26 protein-coding genes are annotated in these 26,678 nt (G+C 66.8%); 13 read left to right on the top strand and 13 right to left on the bottom strand.

Annotated features, from left to right (window positions below; genetic code table 11):
- Positions 1–2: 2 nt before the first annotated feature.
- From AC1DQJ_RS08850 to welK, 8 genes are all read left to right on the top strand, one after another.
- Complete coding sequence (locus AC1DQJ_RS08850; RefSeq protein WP_477602322.1) at positions 3–863, top strand: polysaccharide biosynthesis/export family protein; 861 nt, start codon at positions 3–5, stop codon at positions 861–863.
- A 27-nt stretch (positions 864–890) separates the two neighbouring features.
- The gene (locus AC1DQJ_RS08845; protein WP_477602320.1) at positions 891–2,264 is read left to right on the top strand and encodes a Wzz/FepE/Etk N-terminal domain-containing protein; all 1,374 of its coding nucleotides are present in this window, start codon (positions 891–893) and stop codon (positions 2,262–2,264) included.
- Between the two features lie 17 nt (positions 2,265–2,281).
- Positions 2,282–2,980 (top strand): CpsD/CapB family tyrosine-protein kinase, encoded by a 699-nt coding sequence (locus AC1DQJ_RS08840; protein WP_477602318.1) that lies wholly within the window; start codon positions 2,282–2,284, stop codon positions 2,978–2,980.
- 2 nt (positions 2,981–2,982) lie between these two features.
- Positions 2,983–3,864, top strand: a complete 882-nt coding sequence (gene xrtV, locus AC1DQJ_RS08835; protein ID WP_477602316.1) for an exosortase V — start codon at positions 2,983–2,985, stop codon at positions 3,862–3,864.
- Positions 3,861–4,556: an exosortase-associated protein EpsI, V-type gene (gene epsI / locus AC1DQJ_RS08830; RefSeq protein ID WP_477602314.1), complete on the top strand. Its 696-nt coding sequence runs from the start codon at positions 3,861–3,863 to the stop codon at positions 4,554–4,556. The genes xrtV and epsI overlap by 4 nt, the downstream gene beginning before the upstream one ends.
- Positions 4,557–4,627: 71 nt before the next feature.
- On the top strand, positions 4,628–5,506 hold the full coding sequence (locus AC1DQJ_RS08825) for a glycosyltransferase family 2 protein (protein ID WP_477602312.1): 879 nt from the start codon (positions 4,628–4,630) through the stop codon (positions 5,504–5,506).
- Between the two features lie 2 nt (positions 5,507–5,508).
- Complete coding sequence (locus tag AC1DQJ_RS08820; RefSeq protein WP_477602704.1) at positions 5,509–6,429, top strand: glycosyltransferase family 2 protein; 921 nt, start codon at positions 5,509–5,511, stop codon at positions 6,427–6,429.
- An 88-nt stretch (positions 6,430–6,517) separates the two neighbouring features.
- Entirely contained in the window at positions 6,518–7,618 is a 1,101-nt protein-coding gene (gene welK, locus AC1DQJ_RS08815) for a beta-1,4-glucuronosyltransferase WelK (protein WP_477602310.1), read from the top strand.
- An 8-nt stretch (positions 7,619–7,626) separates the two neighbouring features.
- Here the strand turns inward: welK and AC1DQJ_RS08810 are convergent, their stop codons facing one another.
- Positions 7,627–8,394, bottom strand: coding sequence for a DUF2334 domain-containing protein (locus tag AC1DQJ_RS08810; protein WP_477602308.1), 768 nt, complete (start codon positions 8,392–8,394; stop codon positions 7,627–7,629).
- A gap of 278 nt (positions 8,395–8,672) precedes the next feature.
- Between AC1DQJ_RS08810 and AC1DQJ_RS08805 the strand changes: the two genes are divergently transcribed.
- Positions 8,673–10,016, top strand: a complete 1,344-nt coding sequence (locus AC1DQJ_RS08805) for a nucleotide sugar dehydrogenase (RefSeq protein WP_477602306.1) — start codon at positions 8,673–8,675, stop codon at positions 10,014–10,016.
- Positions 10,017–10,064: 48 nt separating this feature from the next.
- On the opposite strand, the gene rfbA is transcribed toward AC1DQJ_RS08805, so the two are convergent.
- The 5 genes from rfbA to AC1DQJ_RS08780 all read right to left on the bottom strand — a co-directional run bounded on the left by rfbA (position 10,065) and on the right by AC1DQJ_RS08780 (position 14,899).
- Positions 10,065–10,949: a glucose-1-phosphate thymidylyltransferase RfbA gene (rfbA, locus tag AC1DQJ_RS08800; protein ID WP_477602304.1), complete on the bottom strand. Its 885-nt coding sequence runs from the start codon at positions 10,947–10,949 to the stop codon at positions 10,065–10,067.
- Complete coding sequence (gene rfbD / locus AC1DQJ_RS08795) at positions 10,950–11,861, bottom strand: dTDP-4-dehydrorhamnose reductase (RefSeq protein ID WP_477602302.1); 912 nt, start codon at positions 11,859–11,861, stop codon at positions 10,950–10,952.
- Positions 11,858–12,922, bottom strand: a complete 1,065-nt coding sequence (rfbB, locus tag AC1DQJ_RS08790; RefSeq protein WP_477602300.1) for a dTDP-glucose 4,6-dehydratase — start codon at positions 12,920–12,922, stop codon at positions 11,858–11,860. Before rfbB ends, rfbD begins: the two co-directional genes overlap by 4 nt.
- An 81-nt stretch (positions 12,923–13,003) precedes the next feature.
- On the bottom strand, positions 13,004–14,482 hold the full coding sequence (locus AC1DQJ_RS08785; RefSeq protein WP_477602298.1) for an ATP-binding protein: 1,479 nt from the start codon (positions 14,480–14,482) through the stop codon (positions 13,004–13,006).
- Positions 14,483–14,653: 171 nt separating this feature from the next.
- Positions 14,654–14,899 (bottom strand): XrtV sorting system accessory protein, encoded by a 246-nt coding sequence (locus AC1DQJ_RS08780; RefSeq protein ID WP_477602296.1) that lies wholly within the window; start codon positions 14,897–14,899, stop codon positions 14,654–14,656.
- 293 nt (positions 14,900–15,192) lie between these two features.
- Between AC1DQJ_RS08780 and AC1DQJ_RS08775 the strand changes: the two genes are divergently transcribed.
- Complete coding sequence (locus AC1DQJ_RS08775) at positions 15,193–16,329, top strand: AGE family epimerase/isomerase (protein WP_477602295.1); 1,137 nt, start codon at positions 15,193–15,195, stop codon at positions 16,327–16,329.
- Here AC1DQJ_RS08775 and AC1DQJ_RS08770 read toward each other — a convergent pair.
- The 4 genes from AC1DQJ_RS08770 to AC1DQJ_RS08755 all read right to left on the bottom strand — a co-directional run bounded on the left by AC1DQJ_RS08770 (position 16,326) and on the right by AC1DQJ_RS08755 (position 21,262).
- Complete coding sequence (locus AC1DQJ_RS08770) at positions 16,326–17,348, bottom strand: NAD-dependent epimerase (RefSeq protein ID WP_477602293.1); 1,023 nt, start codon at positions 17,346–17,348, stop codon at positions 16,326–16,328. The two genes, AC1DQJ_RS08775 and AC1DQJ_RS08770, sit on opposite strands and share 4 nt — an antisense overlap.
- A gap of 31 nt (positions 17,349–17,379) precedes the next feature.
- Positions 17,380–19,182: a polysaccharide biosynthesis protein gene (locus AC1DQJ_RS08765; RefSeq protein WP_477602291.1), complete on the bottom strand. Its 1,803-nt coding sequence runs from the start codon at positions 19,180–19,182 to the stop codon at positions 17,380–17,382.
- Between the two features lie 331 nt (positions 19,183–19,513).
- Complete coding sequence (locus AC1DQJ_RS08760) at positions 19,514–20,215, bottom strand: TorF family putative porin (protein ID WP_477602289.1); 702 nt, start codon at positions 20,213–20,215, stop codon at positions 19,514–19,516.
- A 243-nt stretch (positions 20,216–20,458) separates the two neighbouring features.
- On the bottom strand, positions 20,459–21,262 hold the full coding sequence (locus tag AC1DQJ_RS08755; protein ID WP_477602287.1) for an SDR family NAD(P)-dependent oxidoreductase: 804 nt from the start codon (positions 21,260–21,262) through the stop codon (positions 20,459–20,461).
- 83 nt (positions 21,263–21,345) lie between these two features.
- Between AC1DQJ_RS08755 and queF the strand changes: the two genes are divergently transcribed.
- Positions 21,346–21,801 (top strand): preQ(1) synthase, encoded by a 456-nt coding sequence (gene queF, locus AC1DQJ_RS08750; RefSeq protein WP_056021133.1) that lies wholly within the window; start codon positions 21,346–21,348, stop codon positions 21,799–21,801.
- A gap of 283 nt (positions 21,802–22,084) precedes the next feature.
- Here queF and AC1DQJ_RS08745 read toward each other — a convergent pair whose 3' ends face one another.
- Positions 22,085–22,696 carry a nitroreductase family protein gene (locus tag AC1DQJ_RS08745; RefSeq protein ID WP_477602285.1) on the bottom strand — a complete coding sequence of 204 codons (612 nt, stop codon included), beginning with the start codon at positions 22,694–22,696 and terminating at the stop codon, positions 22,085–22,087.
- A gap of 171 nt (positions 22,697–22,867) precedes the next feature.
- Between AC1DQJ_RS08745 and AC1DQJ_RS08740 the strand changes: the two genes are divergently transcribed.
- A complete protein-coding gene (locus tag AC1DQJ_RS08740) occupies positions 22,868–23,392 on the top strand; it encodes an NUDIX domain-containing protein (protein WP_477602283.1) in 525 nt (174 codons plus the stop codon).
- 28 nt (positions 23,393–23,420) lie between these two features.
- The gene (gene cysE / locus AC1DQJ_RS08735; RefSeq protein WP_477602281.1) at positions 23,421–24,251 is read left to right on the top strand and encodes a serine O-acetyltransferase; all 831 of its coding nucleotides are present in this window, start codon (positions 23,421–23,423) and stop codon (positions 24,249–24,251) included.
- Here the strand turns inward: cysE and AC1DQJ_RS08730 are convergent.
- Both AC1DQJ_RS08730 and AC1DQJ_RS08725 read right to left on the bottom strand, forming a co-directional pair.
- Complete coding sequence (locus AC1DQJ_RS08730; RefSeq protein ID WP_477602279.1) at positions 24,239–25,414, bottom strand: MFS transporter; 1,176 nt, start codon at positions 25,412–25,414, stop codon at positions 24,239–24,241. The genes cysE and AC1DQJ_RS08730 overlap by 13 nt on opposite strands.
- A 155-nt stretch (positions 25,415–25,569) precedes the next feature.
- The gene (locus AC1DQJ_RS08725; protein ID WP_477602277.1) at positions 25,570–26,640 is read right to left on the bottom strand and encodes a beta-N-acetylglucosaminidase domain-containing protein; all 1,071 of its coding nucleotides are present in this window, start codon (positions 26,638–26,640) and stop codon (positions 25,570–25,572) included.
- Positions 26,641–26,678: the final 38 nt, after the last annotated feature.

Below are 26,678 nucleotides of genomic sequence, written 5' to 3'. Positions count from 1 at the left end.
TCATGGCTATTCGCGGTTCCAAGGTCAGGATCCTCGCCCTTTGTCTGCTGGCGGCTAGCGCCCCGCTGACCGCCGGCGCACAGCCCGCAGCGGGTGTTGCGCCGCCGGTGTCGCCGCTTCCCAAGGCTGGCGCGCCGCAGGCTCCGGCCGCGGGCGGAATGACTGCGGACACGGAATATGTCCTGGGTCCGGAAGACGTCATCGAGGTCGAGGTCGTCGGCCAGCCCGACAAGGGCCGCGCCCGCGTCTACACCGACGGCACGGTCCAGCTGAACCTGATCGGCAAGATCACCGCGGCAGGCAAGACCCCTCGTGAACTGGGCGCCGAAATCGCCGCCGCGCTGCGCGCCGGCGGCTTCTACGCGAACCCCGCCATCAACGTCGAAGTCATAAGCTACGCCAGCCGGTATGTGACCGTTCTGGGCGCCGTGACCTCGCCGAGCCTGGTGCCGATCAACCGCTCGTATCGCCTTTCGGAGATCCTGGCGCGCGTCGGCGGCGTGCAGGAATCCGCGGCCGACTACCTCATCCTTCGTCCCGAGACCGGCCCCGAGCGGCGCTACGAGATCGCCGACCTGTCGGCCGGGGACTCCACCAAGGATCCATTCGTTACGCCGGGCGACAAGATTTTCGCGCCAGTCGCTGAGATTTTTTACGTTTCTGGGCAAGTAAATGCCCCAGGCCCGTTCTCTATGAAGACCGGGCTGACGGTGCGGCAGGCCATCGCGCGCGCCGGCGGTCTGACGGCTTCGGGCTCGGACAAGAAGGTCCAGGTCACGAGGGCCGGCAAGAAAGTTAAGCTGGACGCGGAAGCCCTGGTGCAGCCGGGCGACGTGCTGGTTGTCGGTGAGCGGCTTTTCTAGTGCGGCGTTGAGCCGGAGGTATATGAAATGAGCCTCGTCCAATTTCTCCGAATTCTGTGGGCTCGCCGTGGGGTCATCCTCGCCACGACGATCTGCACCTGCATCGGCGCTCTGATCGCAATCCTGATCGTGCCGCCGCGGTACGAGGGCGTCTCGCGCGTGATGCTCAACATCCTGAAGCCCGATCCGGTGACCGGCGAGTTGATCGGCGGCGCCGGTGCGCGCACCTACATCGCCACCCAAAGCGAGATCATCAAGGACGACGAGGTGGCCGGTCGCGCAGTGGACGCGCTTGGCTGGGCCTCCAGTCCGGACATGATCGCCAGGTATCAGAACACTGGCAACACCAACGGCATGGATATCCGCCGCTGGTTGGCCAAGCAGGTCGTGGCCGGCACGATCGTCGAGAACGTCGGCGGCACCAACATTCTGGAAATCCGCTATCAGTCGTCCACGCCCGCCGCGGCCAAGACGATGGCGAACGCGCTGCGCGACGCCTACATCGAAACCACCCTGGACACCCGCCGCCGCGAAGCGGCGCGCACCGCCGACTGGTATGAGGTGCAGGCCGAGAAGGAACGCAAGCTTCTGACGGCGGCCGACGCCGCGAAGACGGCCTTCGAAAAGGAGAACGGCGTTGTCATGCAGGGCGACGTCGATGTCGACACCGCCCGGCTGCGTGCGCTCTCCGGCCAGGCCGGCGCCCCGCCGGCCATGGCGATGCCCGCCATGCCGGTCTCGTCTGCTTCCGGCGCGCAACTCGCTCAGCTCGACGCCGCGATCGCCCAGGCGTCGAAGAACCTCGGCCCGAACCACCCACAGATGGTCCAGCTGCGCGCTCAGCGCGCGACCTTGGCTCAGGTGGTGGCGCAGGAAATGGCGGCGTCCCGCGCCGCCGCCGGCGCTGCGGCCAGCGCCGCCAACGCAAGCGCCGGCGCGCTCCAGCGGGAAGTGGTCGCACAGACCACCAAGGTCATTGAGAAGCGCGACAAGATCGAACGCCTGAACCAGCTTCAGGCCGAGGTCACCATGCGGCGCGAGCAGTACAACAAATCGATGGGCCGTATTGCCGAGCTTCGCCAGGAAGCCTCCGTCGCTGACGCCGGCATTTCCACCCTGGCTGAAGCGCTGATGCCGGAGAAGCCGAAGTTCCCGAACAAGCCGCTGATCCTCGGCGGCGCCCTTGGGCTCGGCTTCGGCCTGGGTCTGATGCTCTCGCTGCTGCTCGAACTGTTCGGGCGGCGGGTGCGCAGCGTCGAGGACCTGCGGTCGGCGCTCGATGTCCCGCTGCTCGCGATCATCGACGGTCCGCCGTCCGCCAAGCGCAGCCTGAGCCTGCCGAGCCTCGGCGGAGGCGGCAAGCCGCGCGCCAAAGGGCGCGGGAAACTAGCACAAGCATGATCCAGGAAACGCAACTGATGGACGGATCTGTCAACCTCGACGGGCCCTCCCCGGGGACCAGCCTCGTGGTGCGCGACGTCTACGGCTTCTCGCCCGAAATCGTGATGCTCTCCGAGCCGCACAGCGCCCGCGCGGAGGCCGTGCGGACCCTGCGGACCCATCTCATGGCCCAACACGTCGACAGCGGCCACCGTGGTCTGGCGGTCTGCGGCGCCAGCGCTGGCGTGGGGGCCACCTTCACCGCGGTCAATCTGGCCGTGGCCCTGGCGCAGATCGGGACCAAGGTCCTGTTCATTGACGGCGACCTGCGAAACGCTGGCGTCGATCAGTTCATCCGCCCGGCCAAACCGGTCCCGGGGCTAGCGGCCTGCCTGGCCGATACGCAGAGCGACTACTCTCCGTACATCCAGCGCGACGTCGTGCCCAACCTGTCCGTGATGTTCGCGGGGGAGGTCAGCGGTAACGCCCAGGAACTGCTGGCCAGCGAACGCTTCGCCGAAGTCGTCGAGCGCTGCCTGCGCGAATATGACGTGACGCTTATCGATACGCCGCCGGCCAACACCTGCGCCGACGCTCGCCGCATCTGCACCGTCACCGGCTACGGCATCATCGTGGCCAAGCGAAACGTGTCTTTCGTGAATGACATCAAGGTCCTCGCGGCGCAGCTCGAGGAGGACAGGGCGCATGTGGTCGGCACTGTCCTGAACGAGGCCTAGGCATGACCTCGACGATCGCAAGCGTGGCCGACGAGAGGACGCCGGGTTTCAACATTTGGTCGTCCTTGCCGCTCCTCATCGGGTTCGGCCTGCTGGCGGTCCCGACGGTGATCACGCTCGGCGAACAGGTGTGGTCTCGCGAGGCTGGCGCGCATGGACCGATCGTGCTTGGGACCGGCCTCTGGCTGGTCTGGAGGCGGCTTCCGGAGCTTCGGGCGACCGGCAAGCCGGGGCCTGCCTGGCTGACCGTGCTGATGATGGCGGCGTCGCTGCCCGTCTACGTTTTCGGCCGCGCCTATGACTTCATCAGCCTGGAGGTCGTGGGTCTCTATGGCGTGGCCATGGCCTACCTGCATTCGCGGTTCGGCCTGCACGCCATGCTCAAGAATTGGTTCCCGCTGTTCTATCTCGGGTTCCTGGTCCCGCCGCCGGGCTGGTTCATCGACAGCATCACCGCGCCGCTGAAGCTGTTCGTGTCCTATGTCACGACGGGCGCCTTGCAGGCCGTCGGCATCCCCGTGTTCCGCGAGGGCGTCACCCTGATGATCGCCCAGTACCAGCTGCTGGTGGAGGACGCCTGTTCGGGCATGAACTCGATTACCGGCCTGGTGGCGATCAGCCTGTTCTATATCTACCTGCTGCGGAACGCCTCCTGGCGCTACTCGCTGCTGCTGGTGGCCTTGGTGATCCCGATCGCGGTGGTCGCCAACATCATCCGCGTGGGGACCCTGGTGCTGCTGACCTACTTCTTCGGCGACGCCGTGGCCCAGGGCTTCCTGCACATGGCCGCCGGCCTGCTGCTCTTCACCTCGGCCCTGCTGCTGGTGTTCCTGGTCGACAACCTGATTTCGTACTTCGTGGGCCGTGGGGAGAAGGCGGCATGATCGCCCGTCGTGACCTCTTGATCGGCGGCGCCTGCGCCGTCGCGGCCGGGACCGCTTACACCCTGCGTCCGCGCAAGCGGCTTATCCTGCTGACCGGCGCCAAGATGGCCGACATCCTGCCGCTGAAGTTCGGCGACTGGTCTGCCGAGAAGTCCGATGGACTGGTCCAGCCGAAGACTGAGGGCGCGCTGGCCTCGCGGCTCTACAGCGAGATGGTCGGGCGGGTTTATCATCAGGTTTCGACCGGGGTCGAGGTGATGATGCTCATCGCCTATGGCGACAACCAAAGCGATATGCTGCAGCTCCATCGACCGGAGGCCTGCTACCCGGCTGTCGGGTTCAACATCGTCTCCAGCGTCCCGGCCGTGCTGAAGCTCGACAACGGCGCGGCGGTTCCGGTGCGGCACGTGGTGGCCGCGGCCCAGGGGCGGCAGGAGAACATCCTCTACTGGACCCGGCTTGGGGAGTACCTGCCGGAAACCAGCGACGAGCAACGCAGGGTTCGTCTGGCGACTGCGATGCAGGGCTACATTCCAGATGGCGCGCTGTTCCGCTTCTCCGTGGTCGGCGCCGATTCCGAGGCCGCGTTCCGCCTGTTGAACGAGTTTGTCCCGGCGCTGCTCGAGCAGGTCCCCGCGGCCAAGCGCCAGGCGCTGGTCGGCACCCGCCTGGCCAAGGTCATGCAGGCCTAGGCGCTCGCCTTGTTCGAACACCTGCCTATGCGTCTCGATCCAGGCCCGGCTCCGGTTGGGCTAGGCGCGTGATGTCCGCCCCCCGCGTCAGCGTCATCATTCCACATTATCGCGACCTCGCGGGCCTTGAGATCTGCCTGCAGGCCCTCGCCCGCCAGACCTATTCCGCCGACGACTTTGAAGTGATCGTCGCCGACAACAATTCGCCGGAAGGTCCGACGGCCATCGAGGCGGCGATCGCCGGCCGCGCCCGCCTGACCGTCGTGACGGAACGCGGCGCGGGGCCAGCCCGGAACGGCGCCGTCAGTCTCGCGCGCGGCGAGATCCTGGCCTTCATCGATTCCGACTGCGTCGCGGAGGCGAAGTGGCTGGAGGAGGGGGTTGCGGGCCTCGCCGGCTACGACTTCGTCGGCGGGCGCGTCACCGTGCTGGTCGACGATCTAGCCCACATGACCGGCCCCGAAGCGTTCGAGCGGGTCTTCGCCTTCGACTTCGAGACCTACATCAACAAGAAGGGCTTCACCGGCTCGGGCAACCTCTTCTGCCCTCGGACCGTGTTCGACAGGGTGGGGGGGTTCCGCACTGGTGTCTCGGAAGACGTCGAGTGGTCCCATCGCGCCCGCGGGATGGGCTTCCGGCTCGGCTATGCGCCCCGCGCCATCGTCGGCCATCCGGCTCGCCGGACCTGGGGCGAGCTGACCAGCAAGTGGGCCCGGGTGAACGCCGAGACCTACGGGCTCTATCGCACCCGCCCGGGCGGCAATTTGCAGTGGTTCGTGCGCAATCTGGCGCTCCCCATCTCGGCGGTTGTTCACATGCCAAAGGTGTTCGGCAGCGATCAATTGAACACCCTGGGCCAGCGCATGACCGCGCTCAGCACGCTGTTCAGGCTGCGGCTGTGGCGGTTGAGCGATGCGCTCGGCCTGCTGCGCGCGAAGGGCGAACAGTGAGCATGCACGTCGCCGTATCGATCGTCGGCTTCCGTAATCGCGACGACATCGTGCGATGTCTGGCGGCGCTCGAGCGCTCCAGCCATACCGACTTCGAAGTCATCATTTGCGAGAATGGCGGACCGGAGGCGTACGGTGCTCTGACGGAGGTGCTGCCGGCGCAACTTGCTGGCGGGCAACGCGTCCGCGCCGTGCTGGCGTCTGGGAACCTGGGCTATGCGGGCGGGGTCAACGTCTGCCTGCGCGAGACGCCCGAGGCTGACGCCTGGTGGGTGCTCAATCCGGATACGCAGCCGGAACCCGACGCCCTGGCCCTGACCGTTGAGCGATTGGCGGCCGGAGACTGCGAGGCGGTCGGCTCGACAATTTTCCTGTCCGACGGGCGGGTGCAGTCGCACGGCGGGCGCTGGACGCCCTGGCTGGCGCGCTCGGAATCCCTCGGCCACGGCAGCGCACTGAGCCAGTTGCCCGACCCGGACTGGGTCGAGAGCGCGCAGAACTATCTGAACGGCGCCTCGATGCTGATCGGCCGACGCTTCCTGGAAGTCGTAGGACCGATGCGAGAGGACTACTTCCTCTATTGTGAGGAGGTGGAGTGGTGCTTGCGGGGCGTGCAGCGGGGCATGCGCCTGGGCTTCGCGCCCAACGCCCGCGTGCTGCACTATGTCGGCACGACAACGGGATCCTACGACGCCATCACCCAGCGGCCGCGCACGCCGGTCTATCTGAACGAGCGCAACAAGATGCTGACGACGTGGGACCGCTATCCCCGTCGCATGCCGGTGGCGGCCTTGTCCTCCTTGCTGCTAATCTTCGTACGCTTCGGACGTGCCGGAGCGTGGCGTCAGGTCGGCTACGGATTGGCCGGGTGGGCCGCGGGGCTTGCAAAGGTTCGGGGTGCGCCCCGTTGGCTGGCGACCTGATATCGACAACGACGGTCGCGCTTCCTTAAGCCAATCCCGTCAGACTTAACGCTGCGCACAGGTTGACCCGGCATAGGCATCGGCGGGCATGAGAGTGGTGACGAACCTGGAAACGATCGACAGGGAGCGGGACGGCGGCGCCGAGGTGCTCTATCCAGCAGCATCGGCCCCTCGTTCGGCACGGCGCCTGAAGGTCTGTCTTGCCGGCTCGGGCGGCGGCCATGTGCGCCAGCTTCTCGACCTTGAGCCGGCCTGGTCGGCGCACGACTATTTCTTCGTCACCGAAGACACCGCTCTTTCGCGAAGCATCGCCGAGAAGCACCGGGCGCTGTACGTCCCCCATGTCGCCCTGGGCCAGGCGCGCCTCGGCTCGCCGCTGAAGATGGCCGGAGCGGCGGTGCGCAGCTTCTTCGCCTCGGCGAGCGTCATGCTGCGCGAGCGTCCCGACGTGTTGATCAGCACTGGCGCGGGCGCGGTCTATTTCCCGCTGGTTTGGGCCCGGCTGCTGGGCGCCAAGATCGTGGTGATCGAGTCCTTTGCACGCTTCGACAAGCCTTCGGTGTTCGGCCGGCTCTCGGCGCCGCTGGCGCATCGCAAGGTCGTGCAGTCCCAGGCTTTGTCGGCTTACTGGCGAGACGCGCCGGTGTTCGACCCCCTCAAGATGCTGGACACGCCGCCGCCGCCGAAACGTCCGCTGCTGTTCGCGACGGTTGGCGCGATCCTGCCCTTCGATCGCATGGTCGAGATGGTCGCCGAGGTGAAGGCGCGGGGCGAGATCCCCGAAGAGGTGATCATCCAGACCGGCAATGGCGGCCTGAAGCCGGAAGGTCTGGAGACGCTCGAGACCCTGCCGTTCGACACTATGCAGTCGACCCTGCGCGACGCCGACATCGTCGTGTGCCACGGCGGCACCGGCTCGCTGATCACGGCGCTTCGGCAAGGCTGCCGGATCATCGCTGTGCCGCGCCTGTTCTCGAAGGGCGAGGTCTATGACGACCACCAGGCCGAGATTACCGAGGCCTTCGCCGAGCGCGGCCTGATCGCGGTGGCCAACACCGCCGACGAGCTGTCCGAGGCGCTGAAGCTGGTCCGCAACCGGCCGCCGCAACCGGCCACCAGCGATCCGTCCGAGTTGATCGGACACCTGCAGACGCTGCTGGCCGAGTGGGGCGGTCCGCCGCGCGGCTGAAGCCGGCCTCAGGCGGCCAGGTCGCCCAACCGATGGAAGCTGGCCTGGGGATAGCGCACCAGCTGCGCCACGATGGCGGCCAGCTGGTCAGGCGCGTCCTCGTAGACCTTGTGATGGAACATCATGCCGACGGTGGCGTCATGCCGGCCGGCCCGCTCGAGCGCGGCGTCGAGCTCGGCGGCGGGGCAGGTGATCCAGCGGCCGTTGTCGACGGCGACCGAGATCGAGATCTCCCGCAGCTTGGCTTCCGGGCGCTCATGGCCGTGGTACGAGATGCCATGATGGCGGATGCTGGAGAGCTTCAGCTGTCGCCCGAGCGCATAGGCGAGCCGGTGGTGCGGGCTGGGGTAGCAGGCGGCCGAGAAGACCGTGTGGCCGGCCGCCGCAGCCGCCAGGATCGTCTGGCGATCGAACTTGTGTTGCGGCGGCGTGAACAGGGAAATCTCCCGATCCTCGCCCAGGCGGTCGCGCAGGATGCGGAGGCCCTCGCTGATATCTGCGGCCTGCTGCGAGTAGGTCCGCTCGGGACCGAACTCACGCTTCAGGGACTTGCCGCGCAGCACCATCTTGTGATGCAGCCCGTGCTGGCCGAACTCGATCAGGCCGGGGTTGGCGCGTTCGATCTGGAGCAGATACTCCGCGCATTCGGCGGTCAGGCCCGCAGGGATGATCTGATAGCTGACCGGAATGCCGGCTTCGACGAAGGCCTCGACGAACATCTTCAGCGCGGGCGTGAGTTCATCCACGTCATCGTCGCGGATGAAATAGCGGGTCACCGGTGGGGATATTGAGCTGGTCATGAATACCGCGCGCCGGAGATGGCAATATCAGTCGATGAAACTGAACTTTACGTGCTGATCAAGCGTAAACGATCCGCCGATCGCGCACCCCACATGGGGGGCGGCCGGCCGCGGTCCAGAGCGAACCGTGATCATCGACTCATCGCAACTTAAGGATTTCCCGTCTATTGCGATGCGGTAGAGAGGGGCGCGTTTTTCTTCGCACGGCGACGATTACAGAGCGCTCCGTACGTAGGCTGAAAGAAGGATATCCCGTGTCTCAACCCGACGCCCAGTTCGAGACTGTCCTGCGCCGCCTGACCGAGCGGAATGCGGTCGTAGGCATCGTCGGGCTCGGCTATGTCGGCCTGCCCTTGGCGCTGGCCTGCATCGACGCCGGGTATCGCACCATCGGGTTTGACGTGAACGCCCGGCGCGTGGACGCGATCAACAACGCCGAGCAGGTGATCAGCTATATCCCGGCCGACACCATGAAGGCGGCGATCGACAGCGGGCGCTTCCAGAACACCACCGACTTCACGCGGCTGGGCGAGGCCGACGCGATCCTGATCTGCGTGCCGACGCCGATCACCAAGCATCGCGATCCGGACCTCAGCTTCGTCAGCGACACCGCGGCGACTATCGCCAAGACCCTGCGCCCCGGGCAGCTGGTGGTCCTGGAGTCGACCACGTGGCCAGGCACCACCACCGAGATCGTCCAGCCGCTGTTGGAAGCGACCGGGCTGAAGGTGGGCCAGGACGTCTTCCTGGCCTTCTCGCCGGAACGCGAGGACCCGGGCAATCCGCACTTCGGGACCAAGACCATCCCCAAGGTCGTCGGCGCCGACGACGCACATTCGCGCGAACTGGCCGTGCAACTCTACGAGCGCCTGGTCTCCAAGGTCGTGGCGGTCTCAAGCTCTGCCGCCGCCGAGGCGACCAAGCTGACCGAGAACATCTTCCGGTCGGTCAACATCGCCCTCGTGAACGAATTGAAGATTGTCTACGACGCCATGGGCGTCGACGTCTGGGAAGTGATCTCGGCCGCGGCGACCAAGCCGTTCGGGTTCATGCCGTTCTATCCGGGCCCGGGCCTTGGCGGTCACTGCATCCCCATCGATCCCTTCTACCTGACCTGGAAGGCGCGGGAGTACGGGATGGAGACCCGCTTCATCGAACTGGCGGGGCAGATCAATTCCGGCATGCCGCGGGTGGTGGTCGACCGGCTGGCTCAGGCGCTCGACAAGGCTACTGGCAAGGGCCTCAACGGCGCGCGCATCCTGCTAATGGGCGTGGCCTACAAGAAGAACGTTGACGACATGCGCGAGAGCCCCTCGCTGGTGCTGATCGAGCAGATCGAGCACCGCGGTGCGGTCTGCGACTTCCACGATCCGCACATCCCGGTCATTCCGAACTCGCGCGAGCACGCCAGCCTGGCTGGACGCGTTTCCACCGCGCTGACGCCGGAAGCGGTCGCCGGCTACGATGCGGTGCTGATCTCCACCGACCATGACGTGGTCGACTACAAGGTGATCGAGGGCGCAGCCCAGCTGGTGGTCGACACGCGCAACGTCTTCGCGCGGCTTGGCCTGTCGATGGACAAGGTGGTCAAGGCCTAAAGACCCCGCAGCGCCCCGCCAAACCGGCGGGGCCGCTCCGACCCTTCGCTAGAGGTGGCCTCTGGGCCCGCGCTCGGCGATCTCGAGCAGATAGCGCCCATAGGCGGTCTTCTCGAACAGCTTGCCGCGGGCGCGCAGGGCGTCGCGGTCGATGAAGCCGTTCACATAGGCGATCTCTTCCAGGCAGGCGATGTGAACGCCCTGACGCTTCTGGACCGCGCGCACGAACTCGGAGGCTTCCACCAGGCTCTCGTGGGTGCCGGTGTCGAGCCAGGCATAGCCCCGCGATAGCTGCTCCACGAACAGGTCGCCCAGTTCCATGTACATGCGGTTGAGATCGGTGATCTCCAGCTCGCCGCGCGCGGACGGACGGACCTTCTTGGCCAGCTCGACGACGCGGTTGTCGTAGAAGTAGAGGCCGGTGACCGCCTGGCGCGACTTTGGCTCGGCCGGCTTCTCTTCCAGGCTGATGGCCCGGCCGGTGTCGTCCAGTTCGACCACGCCATAGGCCTGTGGCTGGTCGACTTCGTAGGAGAAGATCGTCGCGCCGTTGTCGCGGGTGGCGGCGTTGCGGAGCAGCTGGCTCATGCCGGCGCCGAAGAAGATGTTGTCGCCGAGCACCAGCGCCGCCCGCTCGTCGCCGACGAAGTCCTCGCCGATCAGGAAGGCCTGGGCCAGGCCCTCGGGCTTCGGCTGGATCGCGTACTCGATGTTGAGCCCGAAGGCCGAACCGTCCTCGAACAGCCGGCGGTAATTGTCGATATATTCGGGCGACGAGATGATCAGGATGTCGCGGATGCCGGCCAGCATCAGCACCGACAGCGGATAGTAGATCATCGGCTTGTCGTAGATCGGCAGCAGCTGCTTGTTCACAGCCAGCGTCGCCGGGTGCAGCCGGGTCCCCGAGCCTCCGGCCAGGATGATGCCCTTCATCTAGTCTACCTGTCCTTGTTTGGCGGGGAGCAGCGCCTCGATGATCTCCTCGACCGCCACCCGCCAGGGGCGCGGCGTAATTCCGTAGTCCCGCGCCAGCTTGGCGACTTCCAGCTGGGAGTTGGCGGGCCGGCGAGCGGGCGTCGGATAGTCGACCGTGCCGATCGCCTCGACAGTGGGGGCGGGGTGGCCGCGCTTAGCCGACATCTCGAAGATCGCCCGTGCAAACTCGCACCAGGTGGCCTCGCCACCATTGACGAAATGATAGGTGCCGGTCGGCGCGTCAGGCGATGCGATCATACGCTGGGTGATAGCGAGCAGGGTGGCGGCGATGTCGGCGGCGCTGGTCGGGCAGCCGCGCTGGTCGGCGACCACGCGCAGCTCCGGCCGGGTCTCGGCCAGCCGCAGCATGGTCTTGACGAAGTTCGCGCCGTGCGGGCTGACCACCCAGGCGGTGCGCAGGATGACATGGCGTGGATTGGCGGTGCGGACGGCCTGCTCGCCGGCCTCCTTGGAGGCGCCATAGACGCTCACCGGAGCGACCGGATCGGTCTCCACGTAGGGGGAGGGCTTGGCGCCGTCGAAGACGTAGTCGGTGGACACTTGGATGAGCGGGATGCCGGCCTTGGCGGTGGCCTCGGCGAATGCCGCCGCCGCCAGGGCGTTGACCTGCCAGGCGGCGACCACGTCGCTCTCGGCCCGGTCGACGGCGGTGTAGGCCGCGGAATTGATGACGGCCGCCCAGGGCCGCGAGGCGACCAGTTCGGCGATCGCGGCCGGGTAGCTCAGGTCCAGGTCGCCGCGACCCGGCGCCACGATGTTCAGGCCTGCGGGAGCCTGGCGGATGAGCTCGGTCCCGACCTGGCCGCTTCCGCCCGTCAGCAGAACCTCCAGCATAGGCGGCGACGTCATGCGCTGACGGTCTTCAGGCCCAATCGCTGTCCGGCGTCGGTCCGAGCCAGGATCGGGGCCCACCAGGCTTCGTTGGCCAGGTACCAGCGCACGGTCTTCTCGATGCCGGTCTCGAAGCTTTCCTGGGCCTTCCAGCCGAGCTCGCGGTCGAGCTTGGTCGGGTCGATGGCGTAGCGATGATCGTGGCCTGGACGGTCGGCGACGTAGCTGATCTGTTCGCGATAGGGCTTGCCGTCGGCGCGCGGACGCAAGCGATCGAGCGTATCGCAGATCGCGTGGACGACCTGGAGGTTGGTCCGCTCAGCGCGGCCGCCGATGATGTAGCTCTCGCCGGGACCGCCGGCCTCGAAGACTCGCGTCAGGGCGCGGGCGTGATCATCGACAAACAGCCAGTCACGCACGTTCGCGCCTTGGCCGTAGACGGGCAGCGGTTCGCCGGCCAGGCACTTGACGATCATCAGCGGGATCAGCTTCTCGGGGAAGTGATAAGGCCCGTAGTTGTTCGAGCAGTTGGTCACCAGGACCGGCAGGCCGTAGGTGTGGTGCCAGGCGCGGACCAGATGGTCGGACGAGGCCTTGGACGCCGAGTAGGGCGAGCGAGGGTCGTAGGCGGTGGTTTCGGTGAAGAACCCGGTGTCGCCGAGCGAGCCGAAGACCTCGTCGGTCGAAATGTGGTGGAAGCGGAAGGCCGCCTTGGCCGCGCCCGATAGACCCCGCCAGTACTCCAGCACTTCGGACAGCATGACGAAGGTGCCGATGATGTTGGTCTGAATGAAGTCGGCCGGGCCGTCGATGGAGCGGTCGACGTGCGACTCCGCAGCCAGATGGGTCACCACGTCGGGGCGGAAGTCGCGCAGGGCGGCGCGGATGGCGCCGGCGTCGGCGATATCCGTCTGGCGGAAGGCGTAGCGGTTGTTGCCTGCAACGCCGTCCAGGGAGCGCAGGTCGCCCGCATAGGTCAGCTTGTCGAGGTTGAACACCTCGTGCTCGGTCTCGGCGATCAGGTGCCGGATGAGCGCGGAGCCGATGAAGCCGGCGCCGCCGGTGACGAGAATGCGCAAAAGCCTACTCCCTTAGCTCGAGGGCGCTCACGATAGACGATGCCGCCGCCCATTTCCCGGGCGGAAGCGCGAGAGGTCGGATCAGGCGCGACCGGCGGTGCGGCTGGTGGCCACCGCAGCTTGCGTCGCCTTCTCCGAACCCTTCTCGGCAGCTTTGTCCGCGACGGGCTTTTCCGCAGCCTTCTCCGGCGCGGCGGCCTTGCGGTTCTCGAGGAAGCGCTTCTGGGCGGCGAGGATCCAAAGGTAGGGCAGCACGGCCTCTTCGGAGAACCGGTAGACGCGGCCGTACTCGTCATCATTGCCTTCAAGCAGGATGTGCTTGGAGGCCAGCTCCTCGATGGTCGCCTTGAAGCTCGCCGCGTTGGCGGTGCTCGGATAGAGGGCGTCCACGTCGCGGCCGTCGAAGCGGCCGTTGTTGAAGAGGGCCGCGCCGGCCATCACGCCCAGCACATGCCGCACGCCGCTCTTGGCGGCCTGGTCGATCTGGACCTGCGAGTGTCTGGAGATGCGGCCGCGGAACTCGGTAAGGGCTTGGTCGACGGCCAGCGATACGTCCTCGACGGTGACGTTGGAGCGGCCCTTGTCGATGGCCGCCAGACCCGCGTGGTGGCTGAGCAGGCTGGCCAGATAGGGCGAGCCGTTGGCGACGAACACGACGAAGTCAGTGGCCGCCTTATCGTAGCTGATGCCGCTGATCCCCTCGCCGTTCTCGACGAGGTGGTTCACCTCGCTGGCGGTCATCTTCGGCACCTGCAGGGCGAAGATGTTCCGGCGGATCGACGGAATGTGCGCGACCAGTTCGGTCAGGTCGGCCGCCACGCCGGCGATCACCAGCTGGGTGCGGATCGAGCGGTCCGAGAGGTTCTTGATCAGCTCGGCGATGTTGCGGCGGAAGTCGGGGGATTCGCAGACGTCGAATTCGTCCAGGACCACGAGCACGCGGGTGCCGGTCAGCTTGGCGAAGAGGTCGGCGACCAGGCGCGGGGTCAGCGTCGTGGCCGGCAGCAGGTCGGCCAGGGTGCCGCCCTTTTCGGCCTCGTCGGTCGTCGGTGCGAAGCCGCTGTGGTAGAGCAGCGGCACGTCGACGGCGACGGCGCGGAAGATCTCGTCGAAGGTCGATCCTGCGCCGCACGAGCAATAGACGACGATGTAGCGCGCTTCCTCGGCCGCCTGGGTCAGGACGTGGACCAGAGAGGTTTTACCGATCCCTCGCTCGCCGTACATAATCACGTGGACGCGCTGATCCTCGATCGAACGGATCAGGGTGGTGAGCACGTCGGTGCGGCCCGCGAACATCTTGCGATCGGTGATCGGCTGCGATGGCGTGAATGCGCTGCGCAGCTTCACGCGCGCGGCGGCGTTGCGGTCGTTGTGACGCAAGCTGAGCTGATCGCCGGCGGTCGACTGGAACCGAGGAAACACAGCTTCCTGCTTCTTGGACTCAGGTTCGCGCGCCGCGACGACGGGCGGTGTCGTGAAGATCAGGTTCGGCTGGGAATTCCGCGTGGCCTTGGGCTTGCGCCCAAACGAGCGCGCCATCAGGCTATTGATCCAACTCACGGCGCCTCCAAGCACGCATGCTGCGGTGCATCTGCGATATCGACGGTTTTCTGACCGCGGGTCCGAACCCACTTCCCGTAAACACGCCGATTGTGGCGAAATCTTAAACCGCGCCGAGTTGAGTCAATGTTAATCGCGGGGACATCGACCGTTCGGCGCGCCGAACTGTACTTATAACTTCAGGTTGAACGGCTTCAGGACGTAGGCGACGTAGCCGATGACCACCACGATGATCCCGAACGCGGCGGCGCCGTGCCCCTCGTTGCCGAGATAGTTGGCCAGTGCGCAGCCGATGCAGGCCGGCAGGTACTGGAAGATGTTATCTTTTGGCTCTTCCTGGGCAGTCGATCTGTGCAGGAACAGGACAATCAAAGCCCCAAAGATCGCGACCGTCACCCAATCGTAGATCGTCTGCAAGACACTAGCCCCTAAGCATTGCTGTTCAAAATCGAGCAAGCCGAACGCCTGCATAAATCAGACCACATCGAACGCCGCAATGCGAAATTCGCCTGTCGCGGGAGCCGTGCGACGAAGTTTGCAGCCCGGCGCGCCGGCTGTGGATGCCGCCCCCCCAGTCGTCCGCTCTCCATGTGTTCGCCGCATTTCGCTGCGAGCCGGTCGCTATCGCGTCGATGGCATGTGACGGGTCGCTCCTGACGGGGTATCGAGTGAGCGTTGAGACAAGGTTGGACGAATTGGCTGTCGATTCAGTGACGAAGGATGCGGACCAAACGGCGCCAGAGGCGTTCGCCACCCTTGCAGAGGCCGTGGCGTGGTACGACCTCTGGGTGCGAAATGCTGCGCTGCCGTTGTGGTGGCGGCAAGGCGCGGACCGCGAACGCGGCGGCTTTCACGAGGCCCTGAGCATCGCTGGCGAGCCCCGGCCGGGCCCGCGCCGCGCTCGCGTCCAGGGACGGCAGACCTACGTCTATGCAACGGCCGGCGCGATGGGCTGGGATGGACCGTGGCGCGAGGCCGCCTGGCACGGGATGGACTTTTTCCTTGAGCGCTATCGCCGGCCCGACGGTCTGTTCCGAACCCTGATCGGGTTGGACGGGGCGGTGCTGGACGATACGCCGATGCTCTACGACCAGGCCTTCGCCCTGCTGGGCACGGCGACGCTGCATCGGGTCGACCCTGATCGGGTGAATCTGCGCGAAGTGGCCCTGGGCGTGCTTGGCGGGCTGGATTCGATGCGCAATCCGGCCGGCGGCTTCGTCGAGAACATCGCCTATCCCTATCAGGCCAACGCCCACATGCACCTGCTGGAAGGGGCGCTGGCCTGGGCCGAGAACGACGGCGGCGTATGGGACGGCTTCGCCGACGAGATCGTCGAGATGGCGCTGAAAGTGTTCATCGATCCGCAAGGCGGGTTCCTGCGCGAGTTCTTCGACGCGGACTGGCGCCTGGTTGGCGGCGACGACGGCCGGCTGGTCGAGCCGGGGCATCAGTTCGAGTGGGCCTGGCTGCTTGAGAAGTGGGGCCGCCTGCGGGGCCGGCAGGACGCGATCGACGCGGCGGCCGGGCTCTATCGCGCCGGGCGACGCGGGTTGGACGCCTCGCGGGGGGTGGCGATGAACGAGTTGTGGGACGACTTCTCGGTGCGCGACGCCACGGCGCGCCTCTGGCCGCAGACCGAGCACCTGAAGGCCGAGCTGCTGTTTGGCGACGAGACCGAGCAGGTGAAGGCGGCCGAAACGCTGCGCGGCTATCTGCAGACGCCGGCCGCTGGCGCCTGGCGCGACAAGCTGCGGGCCGATGGGACGTTCGCCGACGAGCCTGCGCCGGCGACCTCGTTCTATCACATCCTCTGCGCCTGCACGGAGTTGTTCCGTAAGGCCGGCTAGTTGGCTCCGACGCGGAAGTAGTCGAGGTACCAGTCGACGAAACGGCCCACCCCGGTTTCGATCGGGGTGGAGGGGGCGTAGTCGAGCGCCTCGCGGGTGTCGGTCACGTCGGCCTCGGTGCGCACGACGTCGCCCGGCTGCATCGGCAGGAAGTTGATCTCCGCCTTGCGGCCGAGTTTCTCCTCGAGCACCTCGATGTAGCGCATGAGTTCGGTGCTGCGGTTGGCCCCGAGGTTGAGCATGCGCCACGGCGCGACGCCGCTGGTGGCCGGATCGGGGGCCCGCGGGTCCCAGGTCGGGTCAGGCTGCGCGGCGCGGTCCATGGCGGCCACCACCCCGGTCACGATGTCGTCGATGTAGGTGAAGTCGCGCTGCATCTGGCCCTGGCCGTAGACGTCGATTGGCTGGCCGCGGAGGATCGCGTCGGTGAACTTGAACAGCGCCATGTCCGGGCGGCCCCAGGGGCCGTAGACCGTGAAGAAGCGCAGTCCGGTCGACGGAATTCCGAACAGGTGGGCGTAGGCGTGGGCCATGGCCTCGTTGGCCAGCTTGGTCGCCGAATAGAGGGTGATCGGGTGGTGGACCGGATCGTGCACGGACGACGGGAACTTGCCGTTGGCGCCATAGACCGTGCTGGTCGAGGCGAACACCAGGTGCTGGACCTGCGCAGCGCGGCATCCCTCCAGAATGTTGCCGAAGCCCACCAGGTTGGAATCCACATAGGCCGAGGGTTGCTCGAGGCTGTAGCGGACGCCGGCCTGGGCGCCGAGATGGACGACGCGTTCCGGACGTACTTCGGCGAATAGTTTGGCGACGGCCTCGCGGTCGGCGAGGTCGATGGTCGCCTGACGATAGCCCTCGCGCGCCTCAAGGCGCGCCAGCCGCGCCGCCTTGAGAGTCGGGTCGTAATAGGTGTTGAGATTGTCGATCCCGATCACCTCATCGCCGCGATCAAGCAGCCGGTGGGCGACGTGGGAGCCTATGAAGCCGGCCGAGCCGGTGACCAGGATAACCGCCATGGCGACGGATTAGCCGCTTAGGCCGGCCGCGTCACGCGCTGGAAACGACCCGTAGCGCCGGCACCGGCGGCTTTTCGCCGCGAATCTGGGCGACGATGTCGAACAGCTTGCTGCGAACCTCGTCGACGTTGCCGCTGGCGGCCATGTCCTCGAGCTCGATCAGGTGGTTGCTGGTGATGCGGATGGCCGAGGAGGTGACGACCTCCATCACCTTTGCCGCGCAGGGCAGGGAGCGCTCAGTCTCGTCCAGCAGCGCCTCGGTCAGCTTCTCGCCAGGGCGCAGACCGGTGACCTCGATCTCGATGTCGCGGCCCGGCATGTGGCCGGACAGGGCGATCATCTGGCGGGCCAGATCCATGATCCGCACCGGCTCGCCCATTTCCAGCAGGAACAGGCGCGCATGCTGGGTTTCCTCGCCCTCGGCGCTGGTGGCGGTGGCGTGGAGGACAAGCTGGGCCGCCTCCGGAATGGTCATGAAGAACCGCTCGATGTCCTCGTGGGTGACGGTGACCGGACCCCCGCGCTCGATCTGCGAGCGGAAGATCGGCACCACCGAACCGGCCGAGCCGAGCACGTTGCCGAAGCGCACGGCCGAGAAGCGGGTGCCTTCGCCAGCTTGCTGGGCCTGGATCACGGCCTCGGCCAGGCGCTTGGTCGCGCCCATGACGTTGGACGGATCGACGGCCTTGTCGGTGGAGATCAGCACCATCTGGGCGGCGCCGCTGGCGCGCGCGGCTTCAGCCACGTTCCAAGTGCCGACCACGTTGGTCAGCACGCCTTCGCACGGGTGCTTCTCGACCATCGAGACGTGCTTGAGGGCCGCGGCGTGGAAGACCAGGTCCGGCTTCTCGCGCATGAAGGCCTGCTGCAAGCGGCGCGCGTTGCGCACGTCGCAGAGCACCGCGCTGCGGGAAAGCTGCGGCCAGGTCTCGCCCATTTCCCGATCGATCTCGAACAGCGAGGTCTCGGAGAAGTCCATCAAGGTGACGTGCGAAGCCTGGAAAGCGGCGACCTGACGGGTCAGCTCGGCGCCGATCGAGCCGCCGGCGCCGGTGATCAGCACACGGCGGCCGTGCAACAGCGCCCCGACCGAAGCGCGGTCGAGTTCGATAGGCTCGCGGGCCAGCAGTTCCTCGACGCTGATTTCGCGCATCGGAAGCAGGGTCACGCCATCGTGGTGAGCGAGCTCGACGATGGAGGGCATGCGCAGCAACCGGATGCCGTCGTTCTTCAGCTGGCCGAGCTGATCGGCGGTCAGGCCCTTGAGGCGACCGGGCTCGTCCAGGAACAGGATGGCGCGCGGATAGCGGTTCCACCGACGCAGGTCGGCGAGCGCTTCGTTCAGGTTGTCGAGGCTCTCGATGACGCAGACGCCGCGCACCTGCTGGCCGACGTCGCGGGCGTCGGGTCCGACGATCCCGACCGGCGTCCAGGCGTTGTCATGGCGGCGGCTGGCGTCGCGAAGATAGGACTCGGCCAGCAAGGGCGGGCCGATCAGCAGCAGCGAAGGCGCATTGGGCGCGCGTTCCTTGGCCGACTTGAGCGGCGCGAAGGTGTCCAGGGCGTGCTCATGCAGCGCGCGGCGCGTCAGGCGCGCGCCCATCGAACCGACCATCTGGAAGATCACCGCCATGGCCAGCGCCGAGCGCGGCAGCCCCTCGGCGCGGTCCAGCACGAACACCGTCAGCAGGAAGACCCCGGCGGTCAGGAAGGCGGTGCGCGCCAGGACCAAGGCGTCGGGAATTGAGACGTATCGCCAGGGCGACAGCTCGCGCCGGAAGATGGTCGAAAAGACCAGGGCAAGGCCGGTGTAGACGCCGACCAGCTGGAGCAACTTTAATGTCGGTAGGTCGGGACCAGCCGATTCGAGGAATTGACCGGACGCGAGCAGGTACGCGAGAAGGAAAGCACCGGCGGCAATCAGAGCATCCGCGACGATGGTCTGGGCCCGATTGGCCAACTGCTCCATGAATCGCGCTCCACGTCTCGTCAGAAGTTGGCAACATAGACGCGTGATCGCGACCGTCCAATGAAACTCCGATGCGGGATTTTCGCTCCGCACGCGAACGTCGTTTTTTTGCTTTGTTGCAGATATGCACGCCTTGAAAGCAGAAAGGCCGCCCCGTCGCGGGGGCGGCCTTTCGCTAACATCGATAGGCGCAGTCTTAGAAGGCGGCCTTGATCGCCAGCACGACACGGCTTTCGTAGATTTCGCCGAAGTCATGCTCGTCGGTGTCGTGGTAACGCAGGTCGAGGCCGACCACGTCGTTCAGGGCGTAACCGACGCCGAGGTTCCAGGTGGTGTAATCGCCGTCATAGTCGACGTCCTGGTGACCCAGGGCGCCCGAGATGGTGACCTTGTCGACGACCGGCACTGAGCCGTTCAGTTCCACGTAGGTCGCGTTGCCGGTCGCACCGAAGAAGTCGTCCGAGTAGTAGAGCGCGGCGCCCACGGTGGCCGAGCCGACCGGAACCGAACCGGCGAGCTTGAACTCGACGAAGTCTTCATGCGAGCCCGACGGCTGGTTCATGTAGCCGTAGTAGATCACGCCCAGGTCCAGGGTGGCCGGGCCGACTTGCGGCTTCACACCGGCGTACAGGTCGAATTCGCCGTCAGTGCTGTTGCCGAAATCGACGTTGGAAACCCAAACGCCGGCGTAGCCCGTGCCCCACAGCGTCGTGTCGATGCCGCCCGAGATCTGGAAGTTTTCGTCCGTCTGGCTGACGCCGCGATAGACGTAGTCGGTCGCCGCACCGACGTTGAACGAGATGTCGAACACATCGCTCGAGGCTTCCTGCGCCGAGGCGACGCCGCCCATGGCGAACATGGCTGCAGCGGCCAGCAGCGTGGTCTTGAGAGTCTTCATTGCGTTATATCCCCATTGTCCGATCAGGCGTCGCCCAACCGCCGCGCCGAGATCGCCATGCAGGCGACCCACAGATCAACGCGAGCTAGACTGATCATCGCCCCTACCTATTCGCTGTTCGATTTGTGAGCGTTAACAAAACCTGGCGCCGCACTTTTAGGCGTGGAGCTGTGCCATTTGCGCCACTTGGCGTGGCGCGTAGGGCTCAGGGGCGCCCTCAGGCGCCGAATCGCAAAATGCGCTTCAGCGCATCGAGAGCGGCGCATATCCCAGGTGAGTCCCCGCATCGACGAGCAGGGTTTCGCCGGTCACGTGCCGCGACGCGGTCGAGGCCAGGAACACCGCCGCGGCGGCGACGTCCTCAGCGCTCGACGCGGCCTTCAGCGGCGTGTTCGCCGCCGCGCCGTCGCGCATCCGCTGCGCGCGTTCAGCGCCGATTCCCTTGTCGAACCAGGGCGTATCGATGAATCCGGGGCAGATGGCGTTGACCCGAATGCGCGGGGCGAGCGCCCGTGCCAGCGAAAGCGTCAGGGTGTTCATCGCCCCTTTGGAGGCGGCGTAGGGGACCGACGAGCCGATCCCCGCGACCCCGGCGATGGACGAGGTATTGACTACCGCGCCCGGCCGCGGCGCCGCCTCGAGCAAGGCCCGAGCAGCGCGCACCATCTGGAAAGCACCGATTACGTTGACGCTGTAGAGGTGCAGGAAGTCCTCGGCCGAGACCGCGTCCAGATCGGCGTGGTTCGGCGCGAACTTGGTGGTGCCGGCGTTGTTGAACAGGGCGTCGATGCGACCGAACGGCTCGGCCGCTGCGGCGATCTTGCGGCAGTCGGCGTCGATCGCGACGTCGCCCTGGACCAGCACCGGCTTGGCGCCCTGCGCCTCGACCAGCCGGCCGGTTTCCTGGGCCTCGGTCTCGCTGCGGGCGTAGTTGATGATCACGGCTTCTGCGCCGCGGGCGGCGGTCTCAACGGCGATGGCTCGTCCAAGGCCGGTGGAGGCCCCGGTGACGACCACGACGAAACCCTCGAAATCCTTGCCGGCCATGCCGTTCTCCCCATCCTGTTCGTTGCTGGCTTGATAGCCGTTGCATTGGTTGCCGCAAACCTCCCGGCGCGATAAATCGCGGCATGGAAGAAATGCATCTGACCCAACTGGGACGGGACGTTCGCGGATTCGACAGCCCGGAAGCGGCGGTCCTGGAGCGGGTCCCTAATCCGCAGAGCGATACGCTGTATCTGGCCCGGTTCACGGCGCCCGAATTCACCTCGCTCTGTCCGGTCACCGGGCAGCCGGACTTCGCCCACCTGGTGATCGATTACGCGCCGGGCGACTGGTTGATCGAGTCCAAGTCGCTGAAGCTCTATCTCGGGTCGTTCCGCAATCACGGCGCCTTCCACGAGGACTGCACCGTCGCCATCGGCCGCAAGATCGTCGAGGTCGCCGCGCCGCGTTGGCTGCGCATCGGCGGCTATTGGTTCCCCCGAGGAGGAATTCCGATCGACGTCTTCTGGCAGTCGGGTCCGGCGCCGGAGGGCCTGTGGGTTCCGGACCAGGGTGTGGCGACATATCGCGGACGAGGCTGAGCAGCATTCGCCGTGCGGGACCGATAATTGTCCCGATTCGGACGGTTGATGGCCTGCTATCCCAATGAATGCAGTCAGTATTCACTACGTTGAATACAAGGCGCACAGTCAAGGTTGCCCTCGGGGCTGCGGCTCGGGCGCGCCTCCCGTCAAGGCGGCGTCTATCGTCGTCTAGCCGACCGGCCATCGGTGTGCTATGAAGACGATGCCCATCTCTCCTCGGGCGTGTCACATCAGGCCGGGCGGCGCGCCATCGCCGTCCGGCCGTCGTGTTTTCAGGGACTTAGCCGCGCCAGGCGGTGACAAGTCCGGTTACGTCGGGCCGTTCGCGCTCCAGCGGCGGCTCCTTGGCAGTTCCGATGAAGATGAACCCGGCAACCTTTTCTGAGGGGGTCAGCCCAAGGATCGCCTTGGCCTCGTCGTCATAGGCGTACCAGTCGGTGATCCAGTTGGCGCCATAGCCCAGCGCCTGGGCGGCGTAGAGCAAGGTCGTGCAGGCGGCGCCGGCCGATAGCACCTGTTCCCACTCCGGGATCTCATGGACGCGCGGGCTCGAGATCACCGCGATCCCCATGGGCGGGACCTTCAGCTTTCCGAGCTTCGCGGCCGCGCGCGCATCGCCGCGGGAATTGGCCAGGGCTTCCAGCCGGGCGGCGTATTCCGCCTTGCCGGCTCCATCCAGAACGATGAACCGCCAGGGCGCGAGCTTGCCGTGGTCGGGGACCCGGGTCGCAAGCCTTATCAGGTCGGCGATCTCCTGCTCGGAGGGCGCCGGTCCCTCCAGAGTCACTGCCGAAGCCGAACGCCGAGTGGCCAGGAAGCTCAGGAAATCCGGGCAGGATCGTTGCGGGACGACGGCGCCGAAGGCGGGAGCCTCGGGAAGGGCTATGGACAAGGAAGCGCCTCGCTGGGAAAGCCGATGGTCAGTGCGTCTTATTGAGCGCGGGGCTCTCTGTCTGCAAGGCTAGTTGAGAACATGTCGCAAAAACCTGCGTGGCTTGTCGAGCATGGGCGGCCCTGGACGAAGGGTGCGCCGCGCACGGTCTATGAGAACCCTTGGATCGCCGTGACCGAGCAGACCGCCGTCGCGCCGACCGGCAAGCCGGCGCTCTATGGCGTCGTGGGGTTCAAGAACCTCGCCCTCGCCATCCTCCCGATCGACGCGGACGGATCGGTGGTCCTGGTCGGCCAGCATCGCTTTCCGTTTGGGGACTACAGCTGGGAGATACCGGAGGGCGGCGGCCCCAAGGGCGAGGATCCGCTGGACGGCGCCAAGCGCGAACTGGCCGAGGAAGCTGGCCTGGCGGCGGCGGAATGGACTGAGATTTTGCGCATGCAGCTGTCCAATTCGGTGACCGACGAACTCGCGATCGGCTTCCTCGCAACGGGCCTCAGCCCGGTCGCCGAACTGCACCATGCCGACGACACAGAAGATTTCGCTCTGGCGCGCGCGCCGTTCCGCGAGGTACTGGACGCGGCGGTCGCCGGTCACATCCGGGACGCCTTAACGGTTGCGATGCTGCTTCGGGCCTACCACATGGCCAAAGAAGGGCAATTAACGGCCGCGCTCGCGCGCGCCATGCTAGAATGAGAGGTCGGCCGTGGGACGGGAGGAGCCTTTGAGCCAGCGCCTGGAAGTTATCGACCCGACAGCTGCGCCCCCGGTTTGGGCGGCGTTGCGGATGGAGTCCGAGCGGGCGGCGAAAGCCGAGCCCGCACTCGCCTCGCTGCTGAATGCGGTGGTGCTGAGCCACGATGATCTGGGCGCGGCCCTGTCCTATCAACTGGCGCGGAAGCTGGGCGACCAGGAGCTGCGGGCGATGAGCCTGCGCGAGCTGGCCGACGCCGCCTATTCCGCCGATCCGCGCCTGGTGAACATCGCCGAAGCCGACCTGAAGGCGGTTTTCGAGCGCGACCCGGCCTGCAAGGGCTATGTGCAGCCCTTCCTGTTCTTCAAGGGATTCCAGGCGCTGCAGACCCAGCGCGTGGCCCATTGGCTGTGGCATCAGGGCCGCGAGACCATCGCCCTCTATCTGCAGAGCCGCATGTCGGAAGTGTTCCAGGTGGACATCCATCCGGCGACCAAGATCGGCTCCGGCGTCTTCATCGACCACGGCACTGGGATCGTCATCGGCGAGACGGCGGTGATCGGCGACGACGTCTCCCTGCTGCAGGGCGTGACCCTCGGCGGCACGGGCGCCGAGCGCGGCGATCGTCACCCGAAGATCGGCAACGGGGTGCTGCTGGGCGCCGGCGCCAAGGTGCTGGGCAACATCAAGATCGGCGACTACGCCAAGGTGGCTTCCGGATCGGTGGTGCTGAAGCCGGTGCCGCCGCACTGCACGGCCGCGGGCGTTCCGGCCCGCCTGGTCAACTGCCCGACCTGCGAGGAGCCGGCTCGCAGCATGGATCACACCCTGGCCGACGCGGTCTACGACTACGTGATCTGATCGGCGACGGCGCGTGGCGCAGGCAGCGCCTGCGCGCCGTAGTAGCGGCGCAGCAGCACGAAGGCCGCGGACGTCCCGACGAGACCCAGCAGGATCGCCGCCCAGAACGGCGCGCCCGCCCAGAGCAGCGCCGCGGCGGTGAGCGCGCCGCCTGCGCCGCCGGCGTCCCATCCGCCCTCGGTGGCGATGTGGAACCGCAAGGGGCAAGGCGAAGCCTGCGCCAGATTGTAGACCGCGGTCATCATGGTCGGCGTGTAGAGGGCGGTCACCAGGGCACCGGCCGCGTTGGCCGCGACCGCTACCGCCGGGTGGCCATATCCGATCGCCCGCACCGCGATGATCGCCGCAGCCGAGCCGGCGGCCAGCAGCACCGCCCGGCGTCCGTGGCCGGCGTCGATGAACCGGCCCAGCAGCAGGCCGCTGATCGCGCCGGCGACCGCCGCCGCCGCCATGGCCCCGCCGAATGCCGCGAAGTTCTCGCCCAGCGAGATGAAGAGCGCGATCTGCCAGACAAAGACATAGCCGGCGGCCATCCAGCCGTCGGCGATGAATAGCGCCACGCCGGGCCGCGCGGCGCTGAAGGCCCCCGGCGCCTCCCAGGCGATCGGCACGTTGGGCGTCCGAAACAGCGGCAGCGCGGAGAGCACCAGCGCCACAGCCGTGGCGCCGAACGCCACTTCTGGCCCGACCGTGACCAGAGCCCACCCGGTGAGCAGCGGCGCAACGATGCCGACCAGGGCCGCGATCGCCTCCCGCGCCCCGATCTGGTGGCCGCGATGTTCGGGATCGCCCAGCGCGGCGAAGTAGGCGTGATAGGTGGTCCAATAGAAGGTATCGCCGATCGAGGAGACGGCGCAGAGCAGGACCAGCGGCCAGCCGACGCCGTCGACTCTCGCCAGCAGCAGGTACTGGCCGGCGGTCAGGACCGTCCCGGCGATGACCAGCGGCTTCAGTCCCAGCCGCCGCCCCAGCGGCAGCACCAGGGGGCGGATGAAGAATCGCCCGATCAGGATTGCGGCAAGGGAGGCCAGCACCCCATGGGCGGGAACCCCGGCGCGCAGCAGGAAGACCGAGAAGAAGGCCCCGCCGCCGCTGAGCGCAAGGGCGTGGACCCCGTAGTGGAGGTTCAGAAGATTGACGGTGGAATTGCGGAAGAACGCCATGAGGCCGGCCTCGAGGAACGCGCGGAAGAGTTCGCCAGCCTGATCGGCCGGCGGCGACGAGCGACGATGTCGAGGGCTTCAGGCCGCCACTGGGGGATTCTTTCGCAGGTCCGCGAACGCGGGTCTTGCAGTTCTAGGCCCCGGGCCGAGCCGTCTCAAGTCGCTTCGATCTCGGCCAGCGTGATCCGGTAGCCGCCATCCAGCCAGGTCAGCACCTCGCGCGCGGCCGGATGGTCGAAGCCCGCATAGCGCGCCCGCATCCGGCTCATGTTCTCGTCGGTCAGCCGTTCGAGGCCGAACTCCTGGAACTGCGCAGTGTTGCGCTGGACCGCCAGGGCCAGATCCTCGCCCAGCACCTCGCGGGCCGCCTTCATGAATGCGGCGCCGTACTGGTAGTCGTCGCCGAGCCGATAGCTCTCGGCCAGGCTGATGGCCGGAATCTGGGACAGGACCGGCTGCAGGGCCGGGTTGACGGCGTGGGCGGAGACATGCGGAGCGATGGCGGCCGGTCGGCCCGTGAACGCCCGCACATGCAGGAACGGCGACATCATCGGTCCATCATTGACCGGGTAGTTGTCCCACAGGAACGGCTTGCGCTGCAGTTGGCGAGTGACACGCTCCAGGTGGCCGGGGCTGAACTCGCGCGAGCACACTTCCTCCCCGGTCCAGAACACCTCGATCGCAGGATCGAGCGCCGCGCCCAGGTCCTCCAGATAGTTGTCCGGCCGCTGTCCGAACACGCGGTCCAGGGTCGGATCGTCGGTATAGTAGGAGGGGCAGACGATGATCCGGCTGGCGGCGGTGCGCTTGGCGATCCAGTGGACGATCCGCGCCTGTTCGGCCGCCAGGTTCGGAAGGTCCCCGCGCATGTCGTCGAACAGGATGGCGAGGTCGTCGAGGCCGAGCGCCTCCAGCTGCGCCAGCTTGGCGGCGAGGGCGGCCTGCGCTTCGGCGCCGAAATCGCGATAGATTTCATAGGGGCTGAGGCCGATCCCGAAGCGCAGGTCATTCTGGCGGCAGAAGGCGGAGAACGCCTTGAGCTCGGCCGCGGTCTCGGGCGGGTGCGGTTCCTGCCAGCGCCGCCGAAGGAAGGGGTCGGCCTTGGGCGCGTAGATGAAGAACCTGAACCCATGCGGCGTCAGGCGCGTGACGACGTCGCGCCGTTCGGCCCAGCTCCAAGGCTTGCCGTAATAGCCCTCGACGATCCCCAGTTCGACGCTCGCCACGCTGATCCTCCCCCGCAGACCCTCGCCACACTAGCCGC

It is taken from the genome of Phenylobacterium sp. P4_E10 (genome assembly GCF_056401675.1).
The sequence above is the reverse complement of the archived record's forward strand: the minus strand, read 5'-3'. Positions and strand labels throughout refer to the sequence as shown.